Below are 19,816 nucleotides of genomic sequence, written 5' to 3'. Positions count from 1 at the left end.
AGGAGGGAATTTATGTCAAGTAAGGATACAGCTGTAAAAGAGAAGAAAAAATTTTCGATGCCCCCGGCATTTGCCCTGCTGGTTGTTATGATTTTAATTGGCGTGATCGCCACTTGGATCCTGCCCGCAGGAGAGTTTGACCGGGAAATGAATGATGCCGGGAAAACCCTGGTAGTAGCCGGTTCCTATCACGGAGTAGAGGCGAGTCCGGTAAGCGTGTGGGAAGGGTTTATGGCGATTCCGCAGGGGATGGTCAAATCGGCTACCATCATTTTTGGAGTTCTGCTTATTGGAGGTTCCTTTACCATTATCGTATCAACGGGTATGATTCAATCAGCATTGGGTAAAGTTGAAAAGGTATTTAAAGGCAGAGAGCTGCTAATGATCCCTATCATTATGGCTGCCGCCTCCGTAATGTGCTGTTTCATCGGCCTGCTGGAGCTTTCCATGGTTATTATTCCAATATTGATCCCCATATGTCTGATTTTGGGTTTTGACTCCCTGACAGCGATTGCCATGGCCCTGGTTTCCACGGCAGCCGGTTTTGGCGCCGCCGTGGCCAATCCTTTTACTGTGGTTGTGGCTCAGCCGATTGGGGAACTGCCCCTGTATTCCGGCGCGGGATACCGCACCATCTGTCTCATCGTGATTACTGCAATCGGGATCGCGTATGTCATGCGCCATGCCATAAAAGTCCGGAAAAAACCGGAGCTCAGCATAACTTATCAAACAGACATTGAGCTGAGAAAAGAGTATGGGGTTGGCAAAAAGGTAGAAATGACCGGCCGCAGAAAGGTGGCTATGTTTGCCTTCTTAATCTGTTTTGCGATTCTGATTGTGGGAGCATTAAAATTCTCCTGGGGACTGATTGAGATCGGAACGATGTTCCTGATCACGGGTCTGCTTGTAGGTTTTATCTGTAAGCTGTCCCTGACGGAAATCTGTGATAAATTTTCAGAGGGGCTTTCCGCCTTTATCGGCGCCGCTTTAATCAGTGGTTTTGCGAGCGGAATCACAATTGTGCTGGAAAACGGAAAGATTATCGATACCATCATTAATGCGGTAGCACAGCTGGTCCAGGCTCTGCCCCCGTCAGTGGCAGCAGTAGGGATGCTGATTACACAGCTGCTTTTCAACTTTATCGTACCTTCCGGGTCGGGACAGGCTTTGGTATCTATGCCTATCATGTTCCCACTGGCCGATCTGGTGGGCGTCAGCAGACAGGTGGCGGTTCTGGCCTTCCAGTTTGGAGATGGACTGTCCAATATTGTGTGGCCGACTCTGGGATATCTGTGGGTTTGTATTGGCTATGGTAAAATCAAATACGAACAGTGGTTTAAGTTTATTATTCCTTTGATCGGTATATGGTATTTGGCATGTATGATTCTTCTGGTAATTGCACAGGGAATTGGATGGTCTTAACATTAAGGACGGATTTGCTTTTTATGCAAATCCGTCTGTTTGAAAAGGGGGAATACTATGCAGAAAAACAAACTGTTATTCGGATGTGTGGCAGATGATTTCACCGGCGCCGGGGACGGGGCCTCGTTCCTTGTAAAAAGCGGTATTTCTACGGTACTGTATAACGGGATACCTAAGAAAAATCTGGAAGATAAGAACGTGCAGGGTGCAGTCATTGCTCTTAAAACGAGAAATGTTAAAAAGAAGCAGGCGGTGGTTGAATCTCTCAAAGCCTTTGCGTGGCTGAAAGAGCAGGGAGCCAGAATCTTTTACTTCAAATACTGTTCCACCTTTGATTCCACGGAGGAGGGAAATATCGGACCGGTAATCGATGCAGTTATGGAAAAAATGGGATTTTCCTATACGGTACTATGCCCTTCGCTACCGGTCAACGGACGCACGCTTACGGAGGGCAGGCTCTATGTGAATGGGAAGCTTTTAGAAGAGAGCCACATGAAAAACCATCCGCTGACACCCATGAAGAAATCACGTCTGGGGGATCTCATGAAGTCCCAGGGGAAATACCGCTGTATAGAAACAAGGACCCCTTTAACGGAAAAAGCGAAAAAAGAGATTGCCCGGGAAATTGATAAAAATGCGCACTGTTACGTGGTGCCGGATTATGAAACGGATGTTCAGGGCCAGCAGATTGCCAAAGACTTTCCAGGCATTGGTTTTTACACCGGAGGCTCGGGGCTGATAGAACATCTGGGGAAATACTTTGGGAGAACGTATGGATTCGAAATGGAAAAGGCAGAGGAAGCACCCGTAAAAGGCCCGACACTGCTCATCGCAGGCAGTTGTTCTAAAATTACTTTAGAACAGATTGCTGAATATCAGAAAAAAGGCCTTCCATATTATAAGGTGATACCTGCCCGGCTGGCAGACGGCTCTTTAGATGCAGCGGGCATATGGAGAGAGGCACAGATAGATCAGGCCTCGGAGATACTGATTTACAGTTCCGCATCTCCCGGGGAGGTAAAGAAAAACCAGGAGATGGGAAAGGAAGCCATAGCCCGGAAGATAGAGGATACCATGGCCGATCTGATAACCATTGCAAGAAAAAACGGCATCAGGAAATATATGATAGCCGGAGGTGAGACTTCCGGCGCCGCGATGAAAGCGCTGGGATTCGAAGGGTACCTTATCGGAAGCAGCGTTGCACCGGGTGTCCCAATAATGACCCCTTTAGATGGACCCGAGTACCGCCTGGTGCTGAAATCGGGAAATTTCGGACAGCGGGATTTCTTTTTCCGGGCCATACAAATGTTAAAAGGAGAGGAGATATAAAATGACGGAGCAGTATTTTCAGGAAGCAATATGGATCGCTCACACCCTATTTGCAAAAGGGAGCGCCTCCGGATCGTCCTCCAATATCAGTTTCCGCGCAGGGAACCAGATCTACATCTCCGGCAGCGGTACATGTTTCGGCACACTGACAGAAGAACAGTTCGCCTGCCTGACGATTGAAGGGGAACAGAGGAACAAAGTAAAACCAAGCAAAGAATTTCCGCTGCATCAGGTAATATATCAGGCTAAACCAGATATAAAGGCTGTGATACATACCCACAGCTTCTATGCAACCCTCTATTCGTGCACGGCCGTTGAAGATCCTGCGGATGTGATTCCGTCCTATACACCTTATCTAAAAATGAAGGTGGGAACCATAGGCCTGATCCCCTATGCAAAGCCGGGGAGCCAACAACTCTTTTCCTATATGAGGGAAAGGGTTTTGCTGTCCGATGGCTATCTATTAAAACAGCATGGCCCAGTGGTTGGCGGAAAAAGCCTTATGGATGCATTTTACGGGATAGAAGAACTGGAGGAGAGCGCAAAAATGGCATGGTATTTGGAAGAGAACAGGAGAAAACAAAACATACATCCAACCACAGACATAAACTAAATCGGGAATTAGTGACGCGCTTTAGTCGCGGCACGGATGGGGACGCTCCATGAAGGGATAGCCGAAAACCTCCCGGAGAACATCCGTGTCCTTTCAAAAATGCGGCCGCGGGCCTAAGAAATTCTAGGCGGGAAACAGCCCTGAAAATGGAGCACCACTGACACATCACGAGAAATCCGATGATTTCTCGCGCTGGGTCAGCTGATTTTTGGATTCGGAATCCAAAAATCTCTCCATTTTCAGGGCTGTTTCCCACCAAGAATTTCTAAGGCCCGCTTTGAGCATTTTTGAAAGGACATGGATGTTCTCCGGGAGGTTTTCGGCTATCCCGTCCTTTNGGGATCCCACCCGGTTGGCGAGTTTTCCTGCCGATTGGATGAGCCAGCTTTATGACAGGGAGGCCGGGGAGGCGCTGGGGCTGTATATGCCGTTGCGAAATGCTGGAGTGCGCTTAGTGTTTCTTGAACAGCCGCTGCCGGATAGGCGGGGAAACACTTGATCTCCGAATCAAGTGTTTGCTGAACCCAGCGCGGGAAATCATCAGATTTCCCGTGATGTGTTCAGTGTACCCGCCTATCCGGCAGCGGCTGTTCAAGAAACACTAAGCGCACTCCAGCATTTCGCAACGGCATATACAGCCCCAGCGCCTCCCCGGCCTCCCTGTCATGAAGCGTCTCCATCCGTCGGCTAGGCTAAAGCTAGCCGACTAACTCCCGATTCTGGAGGATTTTTGTAAAAGTTTTTTATGTGTCATTGACAGTGAAAGTTTTAATTGCTATATTAAATGCAACAAGATGATTACGGATTCTTACGTTTTATAGGTGAAGAGACGAATCACTAGATATAAGATTAGCGGACGTGGTTGGTGGTGGATAAAGGATTCTCCGCCGATGGGGACCGCGAAGTTTTTTATACTCATACGAAAAAGGCAAAATTGCCGTAAGGCAGTGACGCAAAGCTACAGGTCCTGGCAGTTGTACAGGATGGCTGAGTTGCAGATATTCAGGGGGAGAAAACCGGGGGGATTAATGCCGGGGAATATCTTATTCGTGGGTCGGATAGAATAATAGGAAAAGTGTATTTTCCAGGCTATCAGTGCGCATAAATCTGCAGGCGGTATCAAAGTCTTTTTGATACCGCCTTTTTGATGATATAGGGAGTTTTTCTGGGATTTTCTATATCGCGAATTTCTCTGAAGGATGCTAACGCGGTGTTTAGAATATAGCAGCCAAGCGGTATCGCTGCGGTGCCAAAGTATTTTTGCCTTTCATGAGTGCGGGTCGGGAAGCAGAAGTGGGTATGCCCACTTTGCCAGGATTGAATAAAAGGAGAGAGACAGCCCTTTCAGCAATGAATAGGGGGCGTATTAAGGAGGATGGGCAGATGAAGAAAAAGTTGGCATGGGTGCTGGCAATGTGCATGGTACTGCAGCTGTCATCATTTACGGTTTTTGCGGAAGAAGGACAGGGCGGCTCTGAACCTGCAGGTGTGGAGATAGTGACAGACAATGATGAAGGGACTACTGCGCCGGGAGGGCAGGCAGGGGAGTTAGCCGGTACCGGTGAGGAAGAAACAGCACAGCCGGAAGGGGAAGAGACAGCTCTGGATGAAACTGAGAATCGAACGGAAGGGCCGGGGGCTGATCTGATTCAGGGAGAGGATACGGCGGAGATGAAGATGGCGCCGAATAGACAGCGGACAGGGAATTTGTCGATTGAACTTACGTGCAATCTGCCCATCGCAGAGCTACAGACCCGCCTTGAAAGTATTTCGGCCATATTGACACAGGAAGGCAGCGAGGCTGCTTCTGCGGGCTTTACTGTTTCGGGTACGGACAATGGCAGAGCGGGAGCAGAGATCAACGGGCTGGCTGAAGGGACGTATGAGCTGCAGATCATTGGGGGCGGTTTTGCCTATAGCCAGAGTATTGAGATACAGCCGATGAACCAAAAGATACGCCTGGTGGATATGACGGCGTTTATTGGGCAGGAGTCTGCCCATCCGGGAACTTTTCGTTATGGGGATGTGAATGGCGATGGTGCGGTAGACAATACGGATCGGAACCTGCTTCTGGACGCTATCAGTGAGGAGACCCAGGAACTTATCTGTGATGTGAATGGGGACGGAGCAGTCGATCTGGCGGACCTGCAGTGTTTTACATACAGTTATGGTACAGAGCAGCTGGAGTCTGCGGTAACAAGATCCGTAATTATTGACGAGGACATGGTAGAGGCAAAGACGGCTGAAGGTACCGAACTTGCAGCGGGCAGCAGTGTATCGGATGTGTTGACCGGCAAGGGAAGTATCTCTATGAAACCAGTCTCTGACGAAATAATTTCCAAAGAGAATCCGGTAGAAATCAGCATAGATTTATCCGGGCAGGAGACCGCGCCAATAGATGGGATTACGATCGCGCCGCCAAAGGATTCTGAAAATGTCATCAAAGAGGGGACGATCGACATTGTCTACATCGACGAGAATGGAGATGAACAGACAACAACAGCCGTAATCGGCGGTATGGCGGCGTACTACCGATCCAGAGCGGCGGCCATTGTGACGCAGGAGCCGGACGGCACCCTGGTGGTAAACCTTGGGAAACAGGTTGCTGTGAAGAAGATTACGATCAAGGTGACAGACACGGGAAGTACGAAACTTGCTGATATTGCCAAAGTGGAATTCCTAAATGATATGGAATCAAGGATACCTGTGCCTGTCATGAATATACCGGGGAATCTTTCGGTGGCTCCGGGAAGCAAAAAGTTTACGCTTACCTGGGAAGCACAGCAGAATGTATCCGGGTATGAGGTTGAGATTACATATGAAGGAAAGAGCATCGTGATACCGACAACGGTGAACCGGCTGGCTGTGACATCATTCGGCAATGAAAAGCTGAAAAATAAAGAGATATATAAGGTAAGAGTACAGTCCGTAAATGGAGAATGGAGCAGTGGTTACAGTGAGGCTGTGGACGCGGTGCCGGTCGCAGATAAAGCGCCCTCCGCACCGGAAAATATAAGCGTAACCGGCGGATACCGTTTGTTGGATATTTCATGGAAAAAGATGGAGGACGCGGATTATTATACGCTTTATTACCGGGTGAAGGGAGAAAGCGAATATCAGAAAGTTGATAATATTAAAAAAACAAGCTGGCGGCTCACAGAATTGGAAAATAAGACGACATATGAAGTTTGCCTTACCGCTGCCAATGAGTGTGGGACAAGCAATTTTTCAAAGCCTTATACAGGCGCTACAATGGATATTGACCCGGCCATTACTTCCAATTACAAATTGATTAATACAGATAACGGAGTCGGCAATGCAACCGAGCATATTGTAAAGGTAGAATATCCGAGGAACAAACCGGATACTGAAATGGCTGTTGTGGATAATGACTATACCACATCATGGATGCTTCCTTCTTGGGACGGGGGTGGATACAACAGCGGAAAGCCTTCCCCTATTGTAGAATTTGACCAATTATATGAGATGAACCGTATTACTGTGGTACCGGATGCAGGGCAGGTGGGACAGTATGCCTATGCGAAGACCCGCTATTGGGATGAGAACGGGGCAGTGAATATGATTGACGGTTTCCTTACTGCGAAAACAAGCAGTAATGGCAAGGTATATTATGAGTTGTGGTTTGACAAACCGTTTACCGCCAAAAAAGTGCAGGTAAACCTTGCACAATACTGGGCCGGAAATAACAGTTTATCTATTTCTGAGCTGAAGTTTTATTACTATGACAGTTTGGACGATGAGATAGAGGCTCTTTATGACGATTCCCTGCACGTGACACTGGCAGATGGTGTCACGGCAGACATGATCGATAAACTTGAAGATCGTACAAATACAAAGGATGAGGTCAGTGGTGAGTATCATCCAAGGCGCCAGATTCTGTTAAGAGAGATTGAAAATGCGAGAAAGATCCTGGATGACAAAAAGATATCAGACCCAATCAAGGTAGATACAGGGATTATTAAGTCAAAAGATAATGTACTTAAAATAGCCTCGGGTCTGAATTCCTGGCAGCCTCTTGGTATCACAGCCCATGAGGGAGAAGAACTGGCAATATATGTGGGCCGGGAAAACGCCGCAATTGGATCTAATACCCAGGTACGGCTTATCGCGACTCAGTACCATGCAGAATCCGGGAACTGGAGTAAAGCCGTTGTATCGAATCTTAAGCAGGGACAGAACATCGTCACGATGCCGAAGATCAGCAGCCTGGATACAGAGCATGGCGGCAGCCTGTACGTTGAGTTTACCGGCAGCAACAGGAATCTGAACATACAGATCCGGGTGAGCGGCGGAATAAAGATTCCGATGCTGGATATATCCAAAATGTCTTCTGAAGATGAGCGGCGTGCCGCAGTTTCAGCTTATGTGCAAGAGCTCAATGCCTATGTTCCGAAGATAAAAGAACAGCATAACAGCCTGCATCTTGGAAAGGAAGTAAGCCACTGTGATTATGAATACCAGAAGGAGAACTGTATACTGGGAGCTACGGAGATCGTGCTGGATCAGGTCATGTATTCTGTTTCGGCCGAGCAGATTCTTGCCGGAATAAACCGCAGTGCTGCGTTAAATGGCCAAACAGTGACAGTGGAGAGCCAGACAGAGGCGCTGTATCAGTCTCTGGAAGCAATGGAACAAATGGTTGCACTCTTTTATCAGCATAAGGGGCTCACGGATCAGGAAGTGCCCGAGGAATATGGCACAAGCAATAGCTTGCCGGTGAGCAGGCTGAATATCCGATATATGAGAATGTTCGCAGGAGCCTTCATGTATGCGGGCGGGCTTCATATCGGGATCGAATGGGAAAGTATTCCGGGACTTGCAGCATCTCAGCCCATTGTCAGCGACAATGGGAAATATGTGAGCGGCCATCTGTTTGGCTGGGGCATTGCCCATGAGATAGGGCATATAATCAACCAGCCGGATTATGCGATTGCCGAGATCACGAACAATTACTTCTCGATTCTGGCACAGGCAGATGAGACCAATGAAAAAGTAAGATTTAAGTATGCCGACGTTTATGACAAAGTGACATCCGGCACTAAAGGGAAGGCCCCCAGCGTGTTCACCAGCCTTGCCATGTACTGGCAGCTGCACCTGGCATATGATAATGGCTATAATTATAAGACATATGATAACTATACCGATCAATTTAACAACCTGTTCTTTGCGAGAGTGGATGCTTATGCAAGAAATACCTCGATTGCACCAAACGGCCTGTCACTTGACGGGGCAGATAAGGATAATAAATTGATTCGGCTGGCTTGCGCGGCGGCACAGAAGAATCTGCTTTCCTTCTTTGAAAAGTGGGGAATGATTCCGGACGATACGACTAGGGCATATGCGGCGCTCTTCCCGGAAGAGACAAGAAATATTTGTTATATTACGGATGAAGCCAGGGCTTACAGGGTCGAAGGCAAGTCAGATGCAGCTTCCGGCAGTATCGTAAATGTAGAGATGCAGCACGAAAACAACTCCAGACAGATAACTCTTAAGATGTCCAATACGGCGCAGGATCAGGATGCAATGCTTGGATACGAGATATACCGTAATGGTACGGTGATTGGGTTTGCAGAGGCACACAACGGTGTTACGGAATATACAGATACAATAGCAACCGTCAACAACAGGGTATTTACATATGAAGTAGTGGCATACGACAAGCTGCTTAACATAACAGAAAAGGCGGTGCTTCATCCAATTAAGATTTCTCATGATGGAAGTGTCTCTAAGTCAGGCTGGTCGGTAACAACAAATATGGCCTCCCCAGACGACATGAAGGAAGAGGGATCCGATGATAATCCCGAACCGGAAACTATTTCAGCGATTGGAAAGATTTATAATGATGATTACAGTGACAGCTATACAGGGACGTCTGCAGGAAATCCGGAGCTTGTCATTCATTTCCAGGAAACACTTGCGGCAGCCGGCATGAAGATTACAGCTCCGGTGGGCAGCGCGGATGCAGTGAAACAGTATGAAGTATATGTAAGCAGCGATGGCATTGAGTGGACACTGGCAAAATCAGGAAGCTTATCCTATGATAAGGGAACTGCGCTTGTTTATTTCAGCAAAGAGAATGACACATGGATGTATACGTATGATGCGTCCTTCCTAAAGTTTGTGGTAAAAGGACAGAAAAAGGCCGAGATATCAGAGATTGATATTTTGGGCCCGGCAGGAGATAATGTAGATCTGCCGGAGCAGGGGATCGGAATTCTGAAGTCAGACTATCACTATGATAAGAGCAGTGATCATGGAAAAATACCTGCGGGTTCTCTCATATTTACAGGAGAATACAAAGGGAATCCTGCCTATAACGCTGTGAAGCTCTATAATGAAAAAGGCGAGATTGTGGAAGGCACACAGCTTATCTTTGCAGAAGTGCCCGATAAAGGAGAACTGGGAGAGATTTCTTCAGGAACCTGGATTTACTATATTGAGCCTCAGGATCTGGAGACACTTGTAAGTATGGGAAATGTACCCGTAAGCGTCAGGGCAGAACTTTACCGCGTGGATGATGCGCATACCAATGAGGGTGAACGTCTGGTAAGCGATACACTTCCGGTAATATTGCCGGAAGTACTGCCGGAAATTACAATTCAGGATAACAAGTAGGAGGGGACAAAATGAAAAAAATAAAAAGACTAGTGCCGCTGCTTCTGCTTGCACTATTCGGATGCTGTGTTACGGTGTCTGCCGGGGAAAATAAAAACAGTGACCTCATACAGTGGAAAGCAGACGAAAGCCAGGTAGGTGCAGAGCTTATATTTACGCCGGATGAAGAGATGTTTGAGAACGCCGTAACAACATTACAACTTACTATGCAGATAGTAGATACAGGCCAGAAAATTACCGATGCAGCCGTTGAGTTTAATGAAGGCACGGCTCAGGCCTACCGTATCACATCCTATACATACAGGCCAGACATAGGCGAAGTACACATTTTTCTGTCTGACGCAAACCCCTTGTTTCAGGATAAGAGCAAAAGCGTAATAATCGGAACCGTAAATGTAAGCACCGAGCCAGGGGAGGATCAGATTAGCATACAGCCTGTATCTGTAAAATCCGTGGATCAGAGCCACACAATCCGGAAAATCGAAGCAGAAGATTTACAGAATATGTCTGTCACAATAAACAAAAGTGGTGGGGAGCCTGTAGTGCCGGGCACACCGGATACTCCAGACACTCCGGACACACCGGATACTCCAGACACTCCGGACACTCCGGACATTCCGGATACTCCAGAGACTCCGAACACTCCAGACAGCCCAGGCACACCGGACAATCCGGGTACCCCAGACAACCCATCTTTAGGCGCTGTATTTAACAACGCAGCAGACGTGGTAAAAGAGTTGGAAAATGGCCAGGCCTCAGAGGTGACGTTGATTATTGAAAACAGGACGGAGGTAACAGCGGAAGATCAAAAAGCCATATTCCAGGCGCTGAAAGATAAAGATAAGTCCTTAACATTTGCATTTAAAAACGGCGGGACACTTTTATACTCATTCACTTTCAGAGGAGATCAGATCACCAATGAGAATATAACCGTTAATTTCAACATTAAATCAGACGTCAGGAATCAGGATATAGAGAACCTAATGGAAAAAGAGGCAGAGAAGCTGCTTATGGACTTCTCACATAATGGCAGCCTTCCGGGGAGAGCAGAGATAAAAGTATATGTCGGAAACCATTTTTCAGATGGCCGGAAACTGTATCTTTACTATTATAATCCAGATAAAAAAGAAATAGAGCCGGTGCAGAAGAACATAGTCGTAGTGGACGGTTATGCAACATTTGAATTGTCACACTGCTCCAGCTACGTGCTGACGGACAAGGAAGTAAAAAAAGCAGGTGAATTTCCTGTGCCGGGAGAACACAACAACTCAGGAAACTCAGGCAAAAATGGATACAGCCAGAAGGCGGGTACATTGACCGGAGATTCCTCCCCCCTTACGGCAGTGCTTATATTGATTATAGTTGCAACGGTAGCAATCGTATTGGCAATATGGTGGAAAATGAGGGGGCGAAAGAAGTAGTCCGAGCTTCGGCCCAGCGCGGATAGTGATGTCTCATGAAGGGAGAACTGCCCTTAGTAAGAACATCCCTGTTATGCAAAAATCGTGGACACGGACCTAAATAATTCTAGGCGGGAAACAGCTGCCCCATTACGAGAAATACGATAATTTCTTGTGATGGGGCAGCTGTTTTTGGATTCGTTATCCAAAAGTCACTCCATTTTTCAGGCTATTTTACACCGAGAATTATTAAGATCCGTTTTCCGATTATTTCATGACAGAGAGGTTCTAATGGGGGCTTTCGGCTATCCTTTTATGGAGCTGGTGTAAAAGACCGGCAGGGAAAGGGCTCGTTCCTTAGGTGGGCCCAAAAAAGTGTATCCCCGCACAGGCATAGCCAGCCCCAGTGTCACCCCGTACTCTCTGTCATTAAGCATCTACAACCAACGACAAGGTAAAAGCCTGCCGACTAAAACCAGATTTTAAATTTTGGGTGCAGTGTTTCATTTATATGGTATAATGTACTAGTAAAGTTGGATGGAGGGGGAACAGTATGAAGTATCAGATCCGGAAGAAATTATGTTTGATCATATCGGCGGCCATGCTTTTCTCTCTGCTGCTGAATGTTCTGCTTCAGGTTAATCTGGCGGAAAAGTCTATGAGGACGGAATCTGAGAATCTATTCTGGCAGATTAATCAGATATTGGTGGAGAATGAAAAGGACGTCGAACAGATCAAAGCAGATTTTGCGAGGAACTGTCTCATTAATGCAAAGGCCGCGGCTTATATCATGCAGAACCGGCCGGAGATTATTGGGAATCAGCCGGAACTGGAGAAGATTGCTAAGCTGCTTCAGATCGATGAGTTTCATATATTTGATACGGAAGGAAACTTGTATGCGGGGTCGCAGCCTAAATATTTTGGGATGAATTTTAATTCCGGGGAACAGATGCAGTTTTTTCTTCCAATGCTGGAGGATCGTTCTCTTGAGCTCTGCCAGGAGATAACCCCGAATACGGCGGAGAGCAAGCTTATGCAGTATGCGGCTGTCTGGCAGGAAGACGGGAAAGGTATTGTACAAATCGGTATGGAACCCGACCGTGTTGTAGAGGCTATGAAAAGAAATGAGCTTTCCTATATATTTTCAATTGTTACTGCGGATGAGGGCAATGTAATCTGTGCGATAGATCCGGATACCTATAAAGTGCTGGGATCTACAGACGGCAATTATATTAACAGAGATGTCAAAGAACTGGGGATAAAAGGGAAGGCTCTGGCGGATGGAGAAAAGGGATTCCGGGCGGAGTTTGACGGGGAGAGGAGTTACTGTGTGTTCTCACGTACAGGTTCTGTGATACTTGGGCGGATCTGCCCTGAGAGCAGAATGTACCGGAATATATATAAAAATACCCTTATGCTGTCCCTGTATCTTGCGCTGCTGGGCGTGATTATTATTGCAGCAATTTCAAGGTATCTGGACAGATATATAGTGCGGGGGATTTCATCGGTCAATCAGAAACTGCGTGTGATTACCGGAGGTGACCTGGATACCCTGGTGAGCGTAAATACGACGCCGGAATTTGCCGAACTGAGCGAACAGATTAATGAGATGATAGAAAGCCTGCTGGATATGCCGAATAAATTATCAGCAGTGCTGGATATTGTGAAGATTCCGGTGGGGATCTATGAGTATCGGCTGAATATGAAGCGGGTGATGGCTACGAGTGGGATAAGAAGCATTCTCTGTCTGTCTTCGGAAGAAACTGAGAAGATTCTGTCAGACCATGGGCTGTTTGAAGCAAAACTGGAAGAGATCCGACGATGCCCGGAGGAAGCAGAACGGGGGATTTACCGACTTCCCTGGGAAGAAGAACGGTATATCCGAATGGATTCCATTCCTTACGAGAATGGCACTTTGGGGGTTATTCTGGATGTGACGGAAGACATGGTTGAAAAGCACCATATTGTATATGAAAGAGACCGGGATTTTCTGACCGGTTTATATAACCGCCGGGCTTTCTACAGCAGGTTTGAAGGAATCATGAGCGGAAAGCAGGAATGCGGCCAAGCAGTGCTGTTTCTTGCCGATGCCGACGGACTAAAAAAGGTAAACGATCAGTATGGCCATGCTGGCGGAGATGACTACCTGCAGGGAATAGCTGATGTACTGCTCTCCTGCCCGGCCGGAAAGAAAGTTGTGAGCAGACTGGGGGGAGACGAATTTGCCCTGCTTATTTATGGCGCGAAAGACAGGGCGGAATTGGAAGATTATATCAATGCGGTGCAGAAGGCTGTAAGCCAAAGCATTGTAGAGATCAACGGACAGGTCTCGATTCCTGTGCGACTGTCTGCGGGATACGCATTCTATCCGGAGGACGGCAGTGACTGCAGTGGATTGATGGAACTTGCGGATAAACGCATGTATGAGGCAAAGAAGAGCAGGGGATATGAACCCCGTAATAAGAGCGGGGACTGACTTTTGGTAATAATGAATATATCCATGGAGAAAGCCAACGGCAAAATACCAGGCGTGGATTGAAACAATAAAGCGTTTATATTAACAGGACTCAGATCCGAAAATGTCGGATAGAGCCCTGTTTTTTGTGATATTGGAGATTCCTTTGGAATTTCCTGTTTTACCAAACCCCCGGGAGGTCGTATACGCCTTAAAGTGTTCAGATAATAGTAATATTGCACAAAACATATAATTAGAAAACGTTTTCTATTGACAAAAGAACTAGTGGGTGATATTATTTAGAAAACGTTTTCTAAAAATAAGGAGGAGAAACAATGAAGAGGCCAATTAGTTTGTTGTTAATGTGTGGTTTGGTGGTGTCCAGTTTAGCAGGATGTGGTCTGAAAGAGGGAGGCACAGAAGAAGATACATACAAGACAGTACTTTTAGTACCGGCTTTAGGAGATCAGTCATTCTATGATACGGCTGCAGAAGGAATGAAAGCAGCTGATAGTGATCTGGAGGGGGTATCTGCTAAAGTAGTGGAGATGGGGAACGACGAGTCAAAATGGGAAAGCGCTTTTTTGGACGCTGCTGCGGATTATGACTTAGTCATTGCCGGAACATGGCAGAGCGAACCCTACTTAGAAAAAGCAGCGGCAGAATATCCGGATAAGCAGTTTATTAATTTTGATTTTGATACGGATCCTAAAATTGACAATATATTTACCATGTTTTATAACACGAATGAGATTGGCTGGCTGAGCGGCGTTGCTGCAGCGGCGGCTTCAGTTTCTGATATGGAGAATGCCAACGGCGAGAAAGTAATAGGGTTTATTGGCTCTATGGATATTCCGGGAATCAACGATTTCCTGGTTGGATATATTGAGGGGGCAAGGTATGTTGTACCAGATATCCAGGTGCTGACAGGGTATTGCAATGACTTTTATGATGCAGCCAAGGCAAAGGAATTAGCTTTAAGCCAGTATAAAAGCGGAGCCGATGTTATTTATCTGGGGGCGGCAACCGGAAGTTCAGGAATTGTGGACGCAGCCAAAGAACTTAAAAAATATACAATCGGTGTAGATACGGATCAGGCATTATTATATGAAGCAACGGATGAAGAAAAGGCAAAGACAATTATTACATCCGGTATTAAAGCGTTAGACACCTCGATTTATCATGCAATAGAGCTTGCACAAAAGGGAGAATTAAAATTTGGCACCCATGAAGTATATGGATTTGATACCGGAGGAATCTATCTTGCAAAGAACCATATCTATGAAGAGATCGCAACGGATGAAGTAAAAGATTGGGTTACAAAAGCCGAAGAGGACTTAAAATCGGGGAAAGTGACTGTAAGCTCTGCATTTACAATGAGCCAGGAAGAAGTAGAGGCATTGAGGGAAGAAGCAAAAAGCGGGAATTGATTGTAAAAGGCAAAAGATTGCAGTATGAATCAAATGGACATTTTATTTATGTCTATTTGATTTGGAGGTGTAAGTAAATATGAATATTTTAGAGTTGAATGGAATTGAGAAAATTTATTCCAATGGCGTAGCGGCAAATAAAGAAATAAATATAGCTTTTGAAAAGTCTGAAATCCATGCAATTGTCGGAGAAAATGGAGCCGGAAAGACAACATTAATGAAGATTATATTTGGCCTTGAAGAACCAACAAAAGGATCGATTCTTTTAGCGGGAAAGGAAGTCTCATTAAAATCGCCTCTGGATGCAGTGCATATGGGAATCGGTATGGTACATCAACATTTCATGCTTATACCTTCTTTTACAGTACTGGAAAATATTTTACTGGGAAGAGAACCGAATAAACTAGGCGTTCTGCAATTGCAGAAGGAGAGAAAGAACGTAGAAAAATTATGCAGGGAATATCAGTTTGATATTAATCTGGATGATAAAGTGGAAAATCTTAATGTTGGAAACAAACAAAAGGTAGAGATCTTAAAGGTATTGTACCAGAAAGCAGATATCATCATTCTGGATGAACCGACAGCAGTACTGACACCCCAGGAAACGGAAAAACTGTTTCAGCAGTTAATTCTATTGAAAGAAATGGGAAAAACAATTATTTTCATATCACATAAATTAAATGAAGTAAAACAGATCAGTGATCGTATTACCGTGCTGCGGAAAGGGAAAGTAATCTCTACCCATAACACGGAGGACGTGGATGCGGAGCAGATTTCTGAATTAATGATAGGAAGAAGGGTTACGTATTCTTATGAGGATATCAGAAAGAAGACGGCGGGCTCCAAGGTCTTATCAGTGGAACATCTTACCTATAAGGACCAATACGGTAAAACTGCATTAAACGATATCAGTTTTGTAGTGAGTTCGGGTGAAATTGTAGGAATTGTTGGTGTAGAAGGGAACGGGCAGACAGAATTAGTAGAAGTACTTTTTGGAATGAAAAAGAACAGCGCCGGACATATCTGCCTGGATCAAACGGACATCAGCGGAATGAATATTAAAAACAGAAGAAAACAGGGCATGTCTTATATCCCTGAGGACCGCATGATTTTAGGGACTGCGGCGGACGGAAATATTAAAGAGAATATGATCAGTAGTTTTTATACGGCTCCGGAAATCAGCGGCAGGGTATTTATGAAAGACGGAAATATTGAAAAAATAACGAATGAGCTGGTTAAAAAATTTGAAATTCTCTGCAATGGAGTCAATAATAAAATCAACTCTTTGTCAGGTGGGAATATCCAGAAAGTCGTGTTTGCAAGAGAATCATACATGGGCAGTAAACTGATGATTGCGGAGCAGCCGACCAGAGGGGTCGATGTGGGGTCTGCCAGTTTGATTCACCAATATTTAATTCATTTAAGAAACGAAGGCAAAGCCATTCTGATGTTCAGCGCTGATTTAAGCGAGGCACAGGCCGTATGCGACAGGATTTTTGTACTGTATTCGGGCGAAATAGCTGCCGAACTGGATGAACCGGAGAGGATAACCGAACAAGAAATCGGCCTGTATATGCTTGGTTTAAAAAAACAGGAAAGGGGACATGGTGATGAATGATAAAAGGTGGGAATTTAAATTTGAAATTATCAAAACAATCGTAGTCATATTCATTACCCTTATCATATCTTTTCTCGTCCTGTTAATATTCAGCAGGCAGCCGATCTATTCCTTCCAACTGCTTTTAATGGGACCTCTTTTGAGTATTCGTAATTTTGGAAATGTATTTGAGGCGGCTATTCCCATAGCCTTTGCAGGCATTTCCAGCGCACTGCTGTTCAAGAGCGGTCTGTTTAACCTGGGAGCAGAAGGTATTTTCTACTTCTCGGGGATTATAGCGGCGTCGGTCGCCGTGCAGCCACTGGGCATGGGCAGGTTCCAACTGGTGCTGGCCGTGCTTGCGGCATCCCTTGTTGGAGGACTGACGGCGAGTGTTTCCGGATTTTTTAAAGCAAAATACGATGCAAATGAATTGGTGATATCCCTTATGATGAATACCATCATGTATGGAATTGGGTTTTACATTTTAAAAAAGATGTTAAAAGATCCGGATTCTATAGGTGTTGTATCCATGCCGTTCAGGGAGGAGTCTAAACTGTCGACGATCATCCCGGGGACACGTATCTCCTCCGGCCTGATTCTGTTAATTCTGGTTACAGTACTGGTCTGGGCGCTGTTGTATAAAACAAAGCATGGCTATATGATGAGGATCACCGGATATAACAAAAAATTCGCAATATATTCGGGAATGAATGTCTTTGCGATCACATTGCTTGTACATATTATCTCAGGTTGTATTGCAGGTTTGGGAGCAGCTGTTGAAGTGCTCGGGATGCTGGACAGATTCACATGGAGCGCTCTTCCCGGATACGGATTTGACGGGGCGCTGGTCGCCATGATTGGCAGGAACCATCCGATCGGATCAGTCTTTGCTGCGCTGGGACTTGCCTATTTGAGAACAGGATGTCTCATTATGTCCAGAAATACGGATGTGCCGAGTGAAGTGGCTTGTATCGTAGAGATTACGCTGGTACTGCTGATCACCTCGGATGTAGTTTTGAGACATTATAAGCAGAAAAAAATCATGCAGAGGGAGATGTGTAATGAGTAATATAATCGGTCAGATTTTTGATATAGAATTTATTGGCGTTATCCTTCGATTATCTACGCCTCTTCTGTTTGCAGCTATGGGAAATGTCGTATCCGACCGGGCGGGCGTAACAAATATTGGTATGGAGGGAAGCATGACTCTGGCAGCCTTCAGCGGCGTCGTGATCTCAGCCTATACAAAAAGCGCCTGGCTTGGGGCGGCGGGCGCAGTTATGATAAGTATTATATTTTCCTGTTTCCTGGGGTACTTAAATTTATATCTAAAAACCAATATTATTATGGCCGGTATTGCCTTAAATACATTTGCCACCAGCTTTACAGTATTTTTATTGTTTGTACTGACCGGGCAGAAGGCAAATTCTGCACTATTAGCGAGCAAACAGCTGCCCAATATCAACCTGCCCGTGATTGATAGTATACCCGTACTTAAAGAAATATTATCCGGACACAACATCCTGGTGTATGTTTCTCTCATATCCATAGCGGCTGTTTATTTTCTCTTAAATAAAACAAAATTAGGAATGCATATCAGGGCAGTGGGAGAAAACGAGACAGCGGCCAGCTCCGTGGGAATCAAAACAAAGAATATAAAGCTGATTGCGCTCGGAATAAGTGGTTTGATATCCGGACTGGGCGGAGTCTATATGTCAATGGGATACTTGTCAATGTTTTCGAACAGCATGATAGCCGGAAGAGGCTGGATTGGAATTGCTGCATCTGCTATGGGACGAGCGCAGGTAATTCCGACAGCTGTTTCCGCATTTTTATTTGGGATTTTTGATTCAATAAGCAATGAATTACAGCTCAGCAATATTTCGGCAGAATTAGTTATGACACTTCCATACTTTGCTGTAATGATAGGAATGATGCTGTATTCGATTCAAAAAACAAAAAAGGAGCAGAAAAATGCGTAAAATTATTATAGACTGCGATCCCGGGCATGATGATGCCATGGCGATCATGCTGGCAGCTGCACACCCGGAAGCATTGGATATATTGGGGATCGTTACGGTGGCGGGTAACCAGACCATTGACAAGGTAACAATGAATGCATTGAAAGTACTTACCATATTAGAGAAGGAGATACCTGTCATCAGAGGGGCGGAAAAGCCATTAATGAGAGTCTTGAAGACGGCCCCAGAAGCACATGGCGTATCCGGCATGGACGGCCCTTTTGTGAGCGAAATCAAAGCAGAGGTGTCAGAGGAAAATCCACTTGATTTTTACAGACGTATTTTAAAACAGGAAGAAAAAGTCACAATTGTGGCAATCGGTCCGTTAACTAATGTAGCAATAGTTTTGAAGGAATACCCCATGCTAAAGGATAAAATAGAGTGTATATCTTTAATGGGCGGTTCTGTTTATTCCGGTAATATAACAAGCAAAGCAGAGTTTAATTTCTATGTGGATCCGGAGGCGGCAGAAATTGTATATCAATCCGGGGTAAAAATTATCCAGTCCGGGCTGGAAGTAACAGATAAGACAGCAATAACATTTGAAGAAGTAGAACAATTTTCAAAGGGCGGAAAATCCTCAAAATTTGTCTATGATCTATTCCAGTTTTATACGCTGTACTCAAAGAAAAATGGTCTGAATACAACTCCTGTTTTTGATGCATGTGCTGTTATGTATCTGCTTCATCCAGAAATATTTATATATAAGGATTATTATGTAGACATTGAGACAGCCGGAAAATTAACAAGAGGCATGAGCGTTGTAGACACAAGGCCATGGAACCAGGACTGCGCACCCAATACAAAAGTGCTGTTGGATGCAGACAGGGAAATGTTTATGAAATATTTTATCACATCACTAAAAAGCCTGGATGGATAAGTAGTTTCTAAATAATTCCAAATATATGTT

Annotated in this window: 11 protein-coding genes and 1 riboswitch; all 11 genes read left to right on the top strand. The window is 45.4% G+C overall.

Going from position 1 to position 19,816, the window contains the following annotated elements; all coding sequences use genetic code 11:
• Positions 1-12 precede the first annotated feature (12 nt).
• The 11 genes from BN1938_RS19000 (at position 13) to BN1938_RS18945 (ending at position 19,786) form a co-directional block, all read left to right on the top strand.
• A complete protein-coding gene (locus BN1938_RS19000) occupies positions 13-1,422 on the top strand; it encodes a YfcC family protein (protein ID WP_050642035.1) in 1,410 nt (469 codons plus the stop codon).
• 57 nt (positions 1,423-1,479) lie between these two features.
• Positions 1,480-2,751: a 3-oxo-tetronate kinase gene (otnK, locus tag BN1938_RS18995; protein WP_050642034.1), complete on the top strand. Its 1,272-nt coding sequence runs from the start codon at positions 1,480-1,482 to the stop codon at positions 2,749-2,751.
• 1 nt (position 2,752) lies between these two features.
• Positions 2,753-3,364, top strand: a complete 612-nt coding sequence (locus BN1938_RS18990) for a class II aldolase/adducin family protein (protein WP_050642033.1) — start codon at positions 2,753-2,755, stop codon at positions 3,362-3,364.
• Positions 3,365-4,281: 917 nt separating this feature from the next.
• Positions 4,282-4,364, top strand: a riboswitch (cyclic di-GMP riboswitch).
• A gap of 383 nt (positions 4,365-4,747) precedes the next feature.
• Positions 4,748-10,000 (top strand): fibronectin type III domain-containing protein, encoded by a 5,253-nt coding sequence (locus BN1938_RS18980; protein ID WP_050642031.1) that lies wholly within the window; start codon positions 4,748-4,750, stop codon positions 9,998-10,000.
• 11 nt (positions 10,001-10,011) lie between these two features.
• A complete protein-coding gene (locus BN1938_RS24010) occupies positions 10,012-11,421 on the top strand; it encodes a hypothetical protein (RefSeq protein WP_050642030.1) in 1,410 nt (469 codons plus the stop codon).
• A gap of 532 nt (positions 11,422-11,953) precedes the next feature.
• Complete coding sequence (locus BN1938_RS18970) at positions 11,954-13,876, top strand: GGDEF domain-containing protein (RefSeq protein WP_050642029.1); 1,923 nt, start codon at positions 11,954-11,956, stop codon at positions 13,874-13,876.
• A 314-nt stretch (positions 13,877-14,190) separates the two neighbouring features.
• The gene (locus tag BN1938_RS18965) at positions 14,191-15,285 is read left to right on the top strand and encodes a BMP family ABC transporter substrate-binding protein (RefSeq protein WP_082203069.1); all 1,095 of its coding nucleotides are present in this window, start codon (positions 14,191-14,193) and stop codon (positions 15,283-15,285) included.
• A 79-nt stretch (positions 15,286-15,364) separates the two neighbouring features.
• Complete coding sequence (locus BN1938_RS18960) at positions 15,365-16,903, top strand: ABC transporter ATP-binding protein (RefSeq protein ID WP_050642027.1); 1,539 nt, start codon at positions 15,365-15,367, stop codon at positions 16,901-16,903.
• Entirely contained in the window at positions 16,896-17,954 is a 1,059-nt protein-coding gene (locus BN1938_RS18955) for an ABC transporter permease (RefSeq protein WP_187376325.1), read from the top strand. The genes BN1938_RS18960 and BN1938_RS18955 overlap by 8 nt, the downstream gene beginning before the upstream one ends.
• On the top strand, positions 17,947-18,867 hold the full coding sequence (locus BN1938_RS18950) for an ABC transporter permease (RefSeq protein WP_050642025.1): 921 nt from the start codon (positions 17,947-17,949) through the stop codon (positions 18,865-18,867). Before BN1938_RS18955 ends, BN1938_RS18950 begins: the two co-directional genes overlap by 8 nt.
• Positions 18,860-19,786 carry a nucleoside hydrolase gene (locus tag BN1938_RS18945; RefSeq protein WP_050642024.1) on the top strand — a complete coding sequence of 309 codons (927 nt, stop codon included), beginning with the start codon at positions 18,860-18,862 and terminating at the stop codon, positions 19,784-19,786. The genes BN1938_RS18950 and BN1938_RS18945 overlap by 8 nt, the downstream gene beginning before the upstream one ends.
• Positions 19,787-19,816 lie beyond the last annotated feature (30 nt).

The sequence above is a fragment of the Eubacterium sp. SB2 genome (assembly GCF_001244405.1).
Classification (GTDB): domain Bacteria; phylum Bacillota; class Clostridia; order Lachnospirales; family Lachnospiraceae; genus Faecalicatena; species Faecalicatena contortus_B.
The sequence above is the reverse complement of the archived record's forward strand: the minus strand, read 5'-3'. Positions and strand labels throughout refer to the sequence as shown.

Coding starts and splice junctions, on each gene's coding strand:
- BN1938_RS19000 (WP_050642035.1), top strand. CDS start 13: ATGTCAAGTAAGGATACAGCTGTAAAAGAGAAGAAAAAATTTTCGATG.
- otnK (WP_050642034.1), top strand. CDS start 1,480: ATGCAGAAAAACAAACTGTTATTCGGATGTGTGGCAGATGATTTCACC.
- BN1938_RS18990 (WP_050642033.1), top strand. CDS start 2,753: ATGACGGAGCAGTATTTTCAGGAAGCAATATGGATCGCTCACACCCTA.
- BN1938_RS18980 (WP_050642031.1), top strand. CDS start 4,748: ATGAAGAAAAAGTTGGCATGGGTGCTGGCAATGTGCATGGTACTGCAG.
- BN1938_RS24010 (WP_050642030.1), top strand. CDS start 10,012: ATGAAAAAAATAAAAAGACTAGTGCCGCTGCTTCTGCTTGCACTATTC.
- BN1938_RS18970 (WP_050642029.1), top strand. CDS start 11,954: ATGAAGTATCAGATCCGGAAGAAATTATGTTTGATCATATCGGCGGCC.
- BN1938_RS18965 (WP_082203069.1), top strand. CDS start 14,191: ATGAAGAGGCCAATTAGTTTGTTGTTAATGTGTGGTTTGGTGGTGTCC.
- BN1938_RS18960 (WP_050642027.1), top strand. CDS start 15,365: ATGAATATTTTAGAGTTGAATGGAATTGAGAAAATTTATTCCAATGGC.
- BN1938_RS18955 (WP_187376325.1), top strand. CDS start 16,896: ATGAATGATAAAAGGTGGGAATTTAAATTTGAAATTATCAAAACAATC.
- BN1938_RS18950 (WP_050642025.1), top strand. CDS start 17,947: ATGAGTAATATAATCGGTCAGATTTTTGATATAGAATTTATTGGCGTT.
- BN1938_RS18945 (WP_050642024.1), top strand. CDS start 18,860: ATGCGTAAAATTATTATAGACTGCGATCCCGGGCATGATGATGCCATG.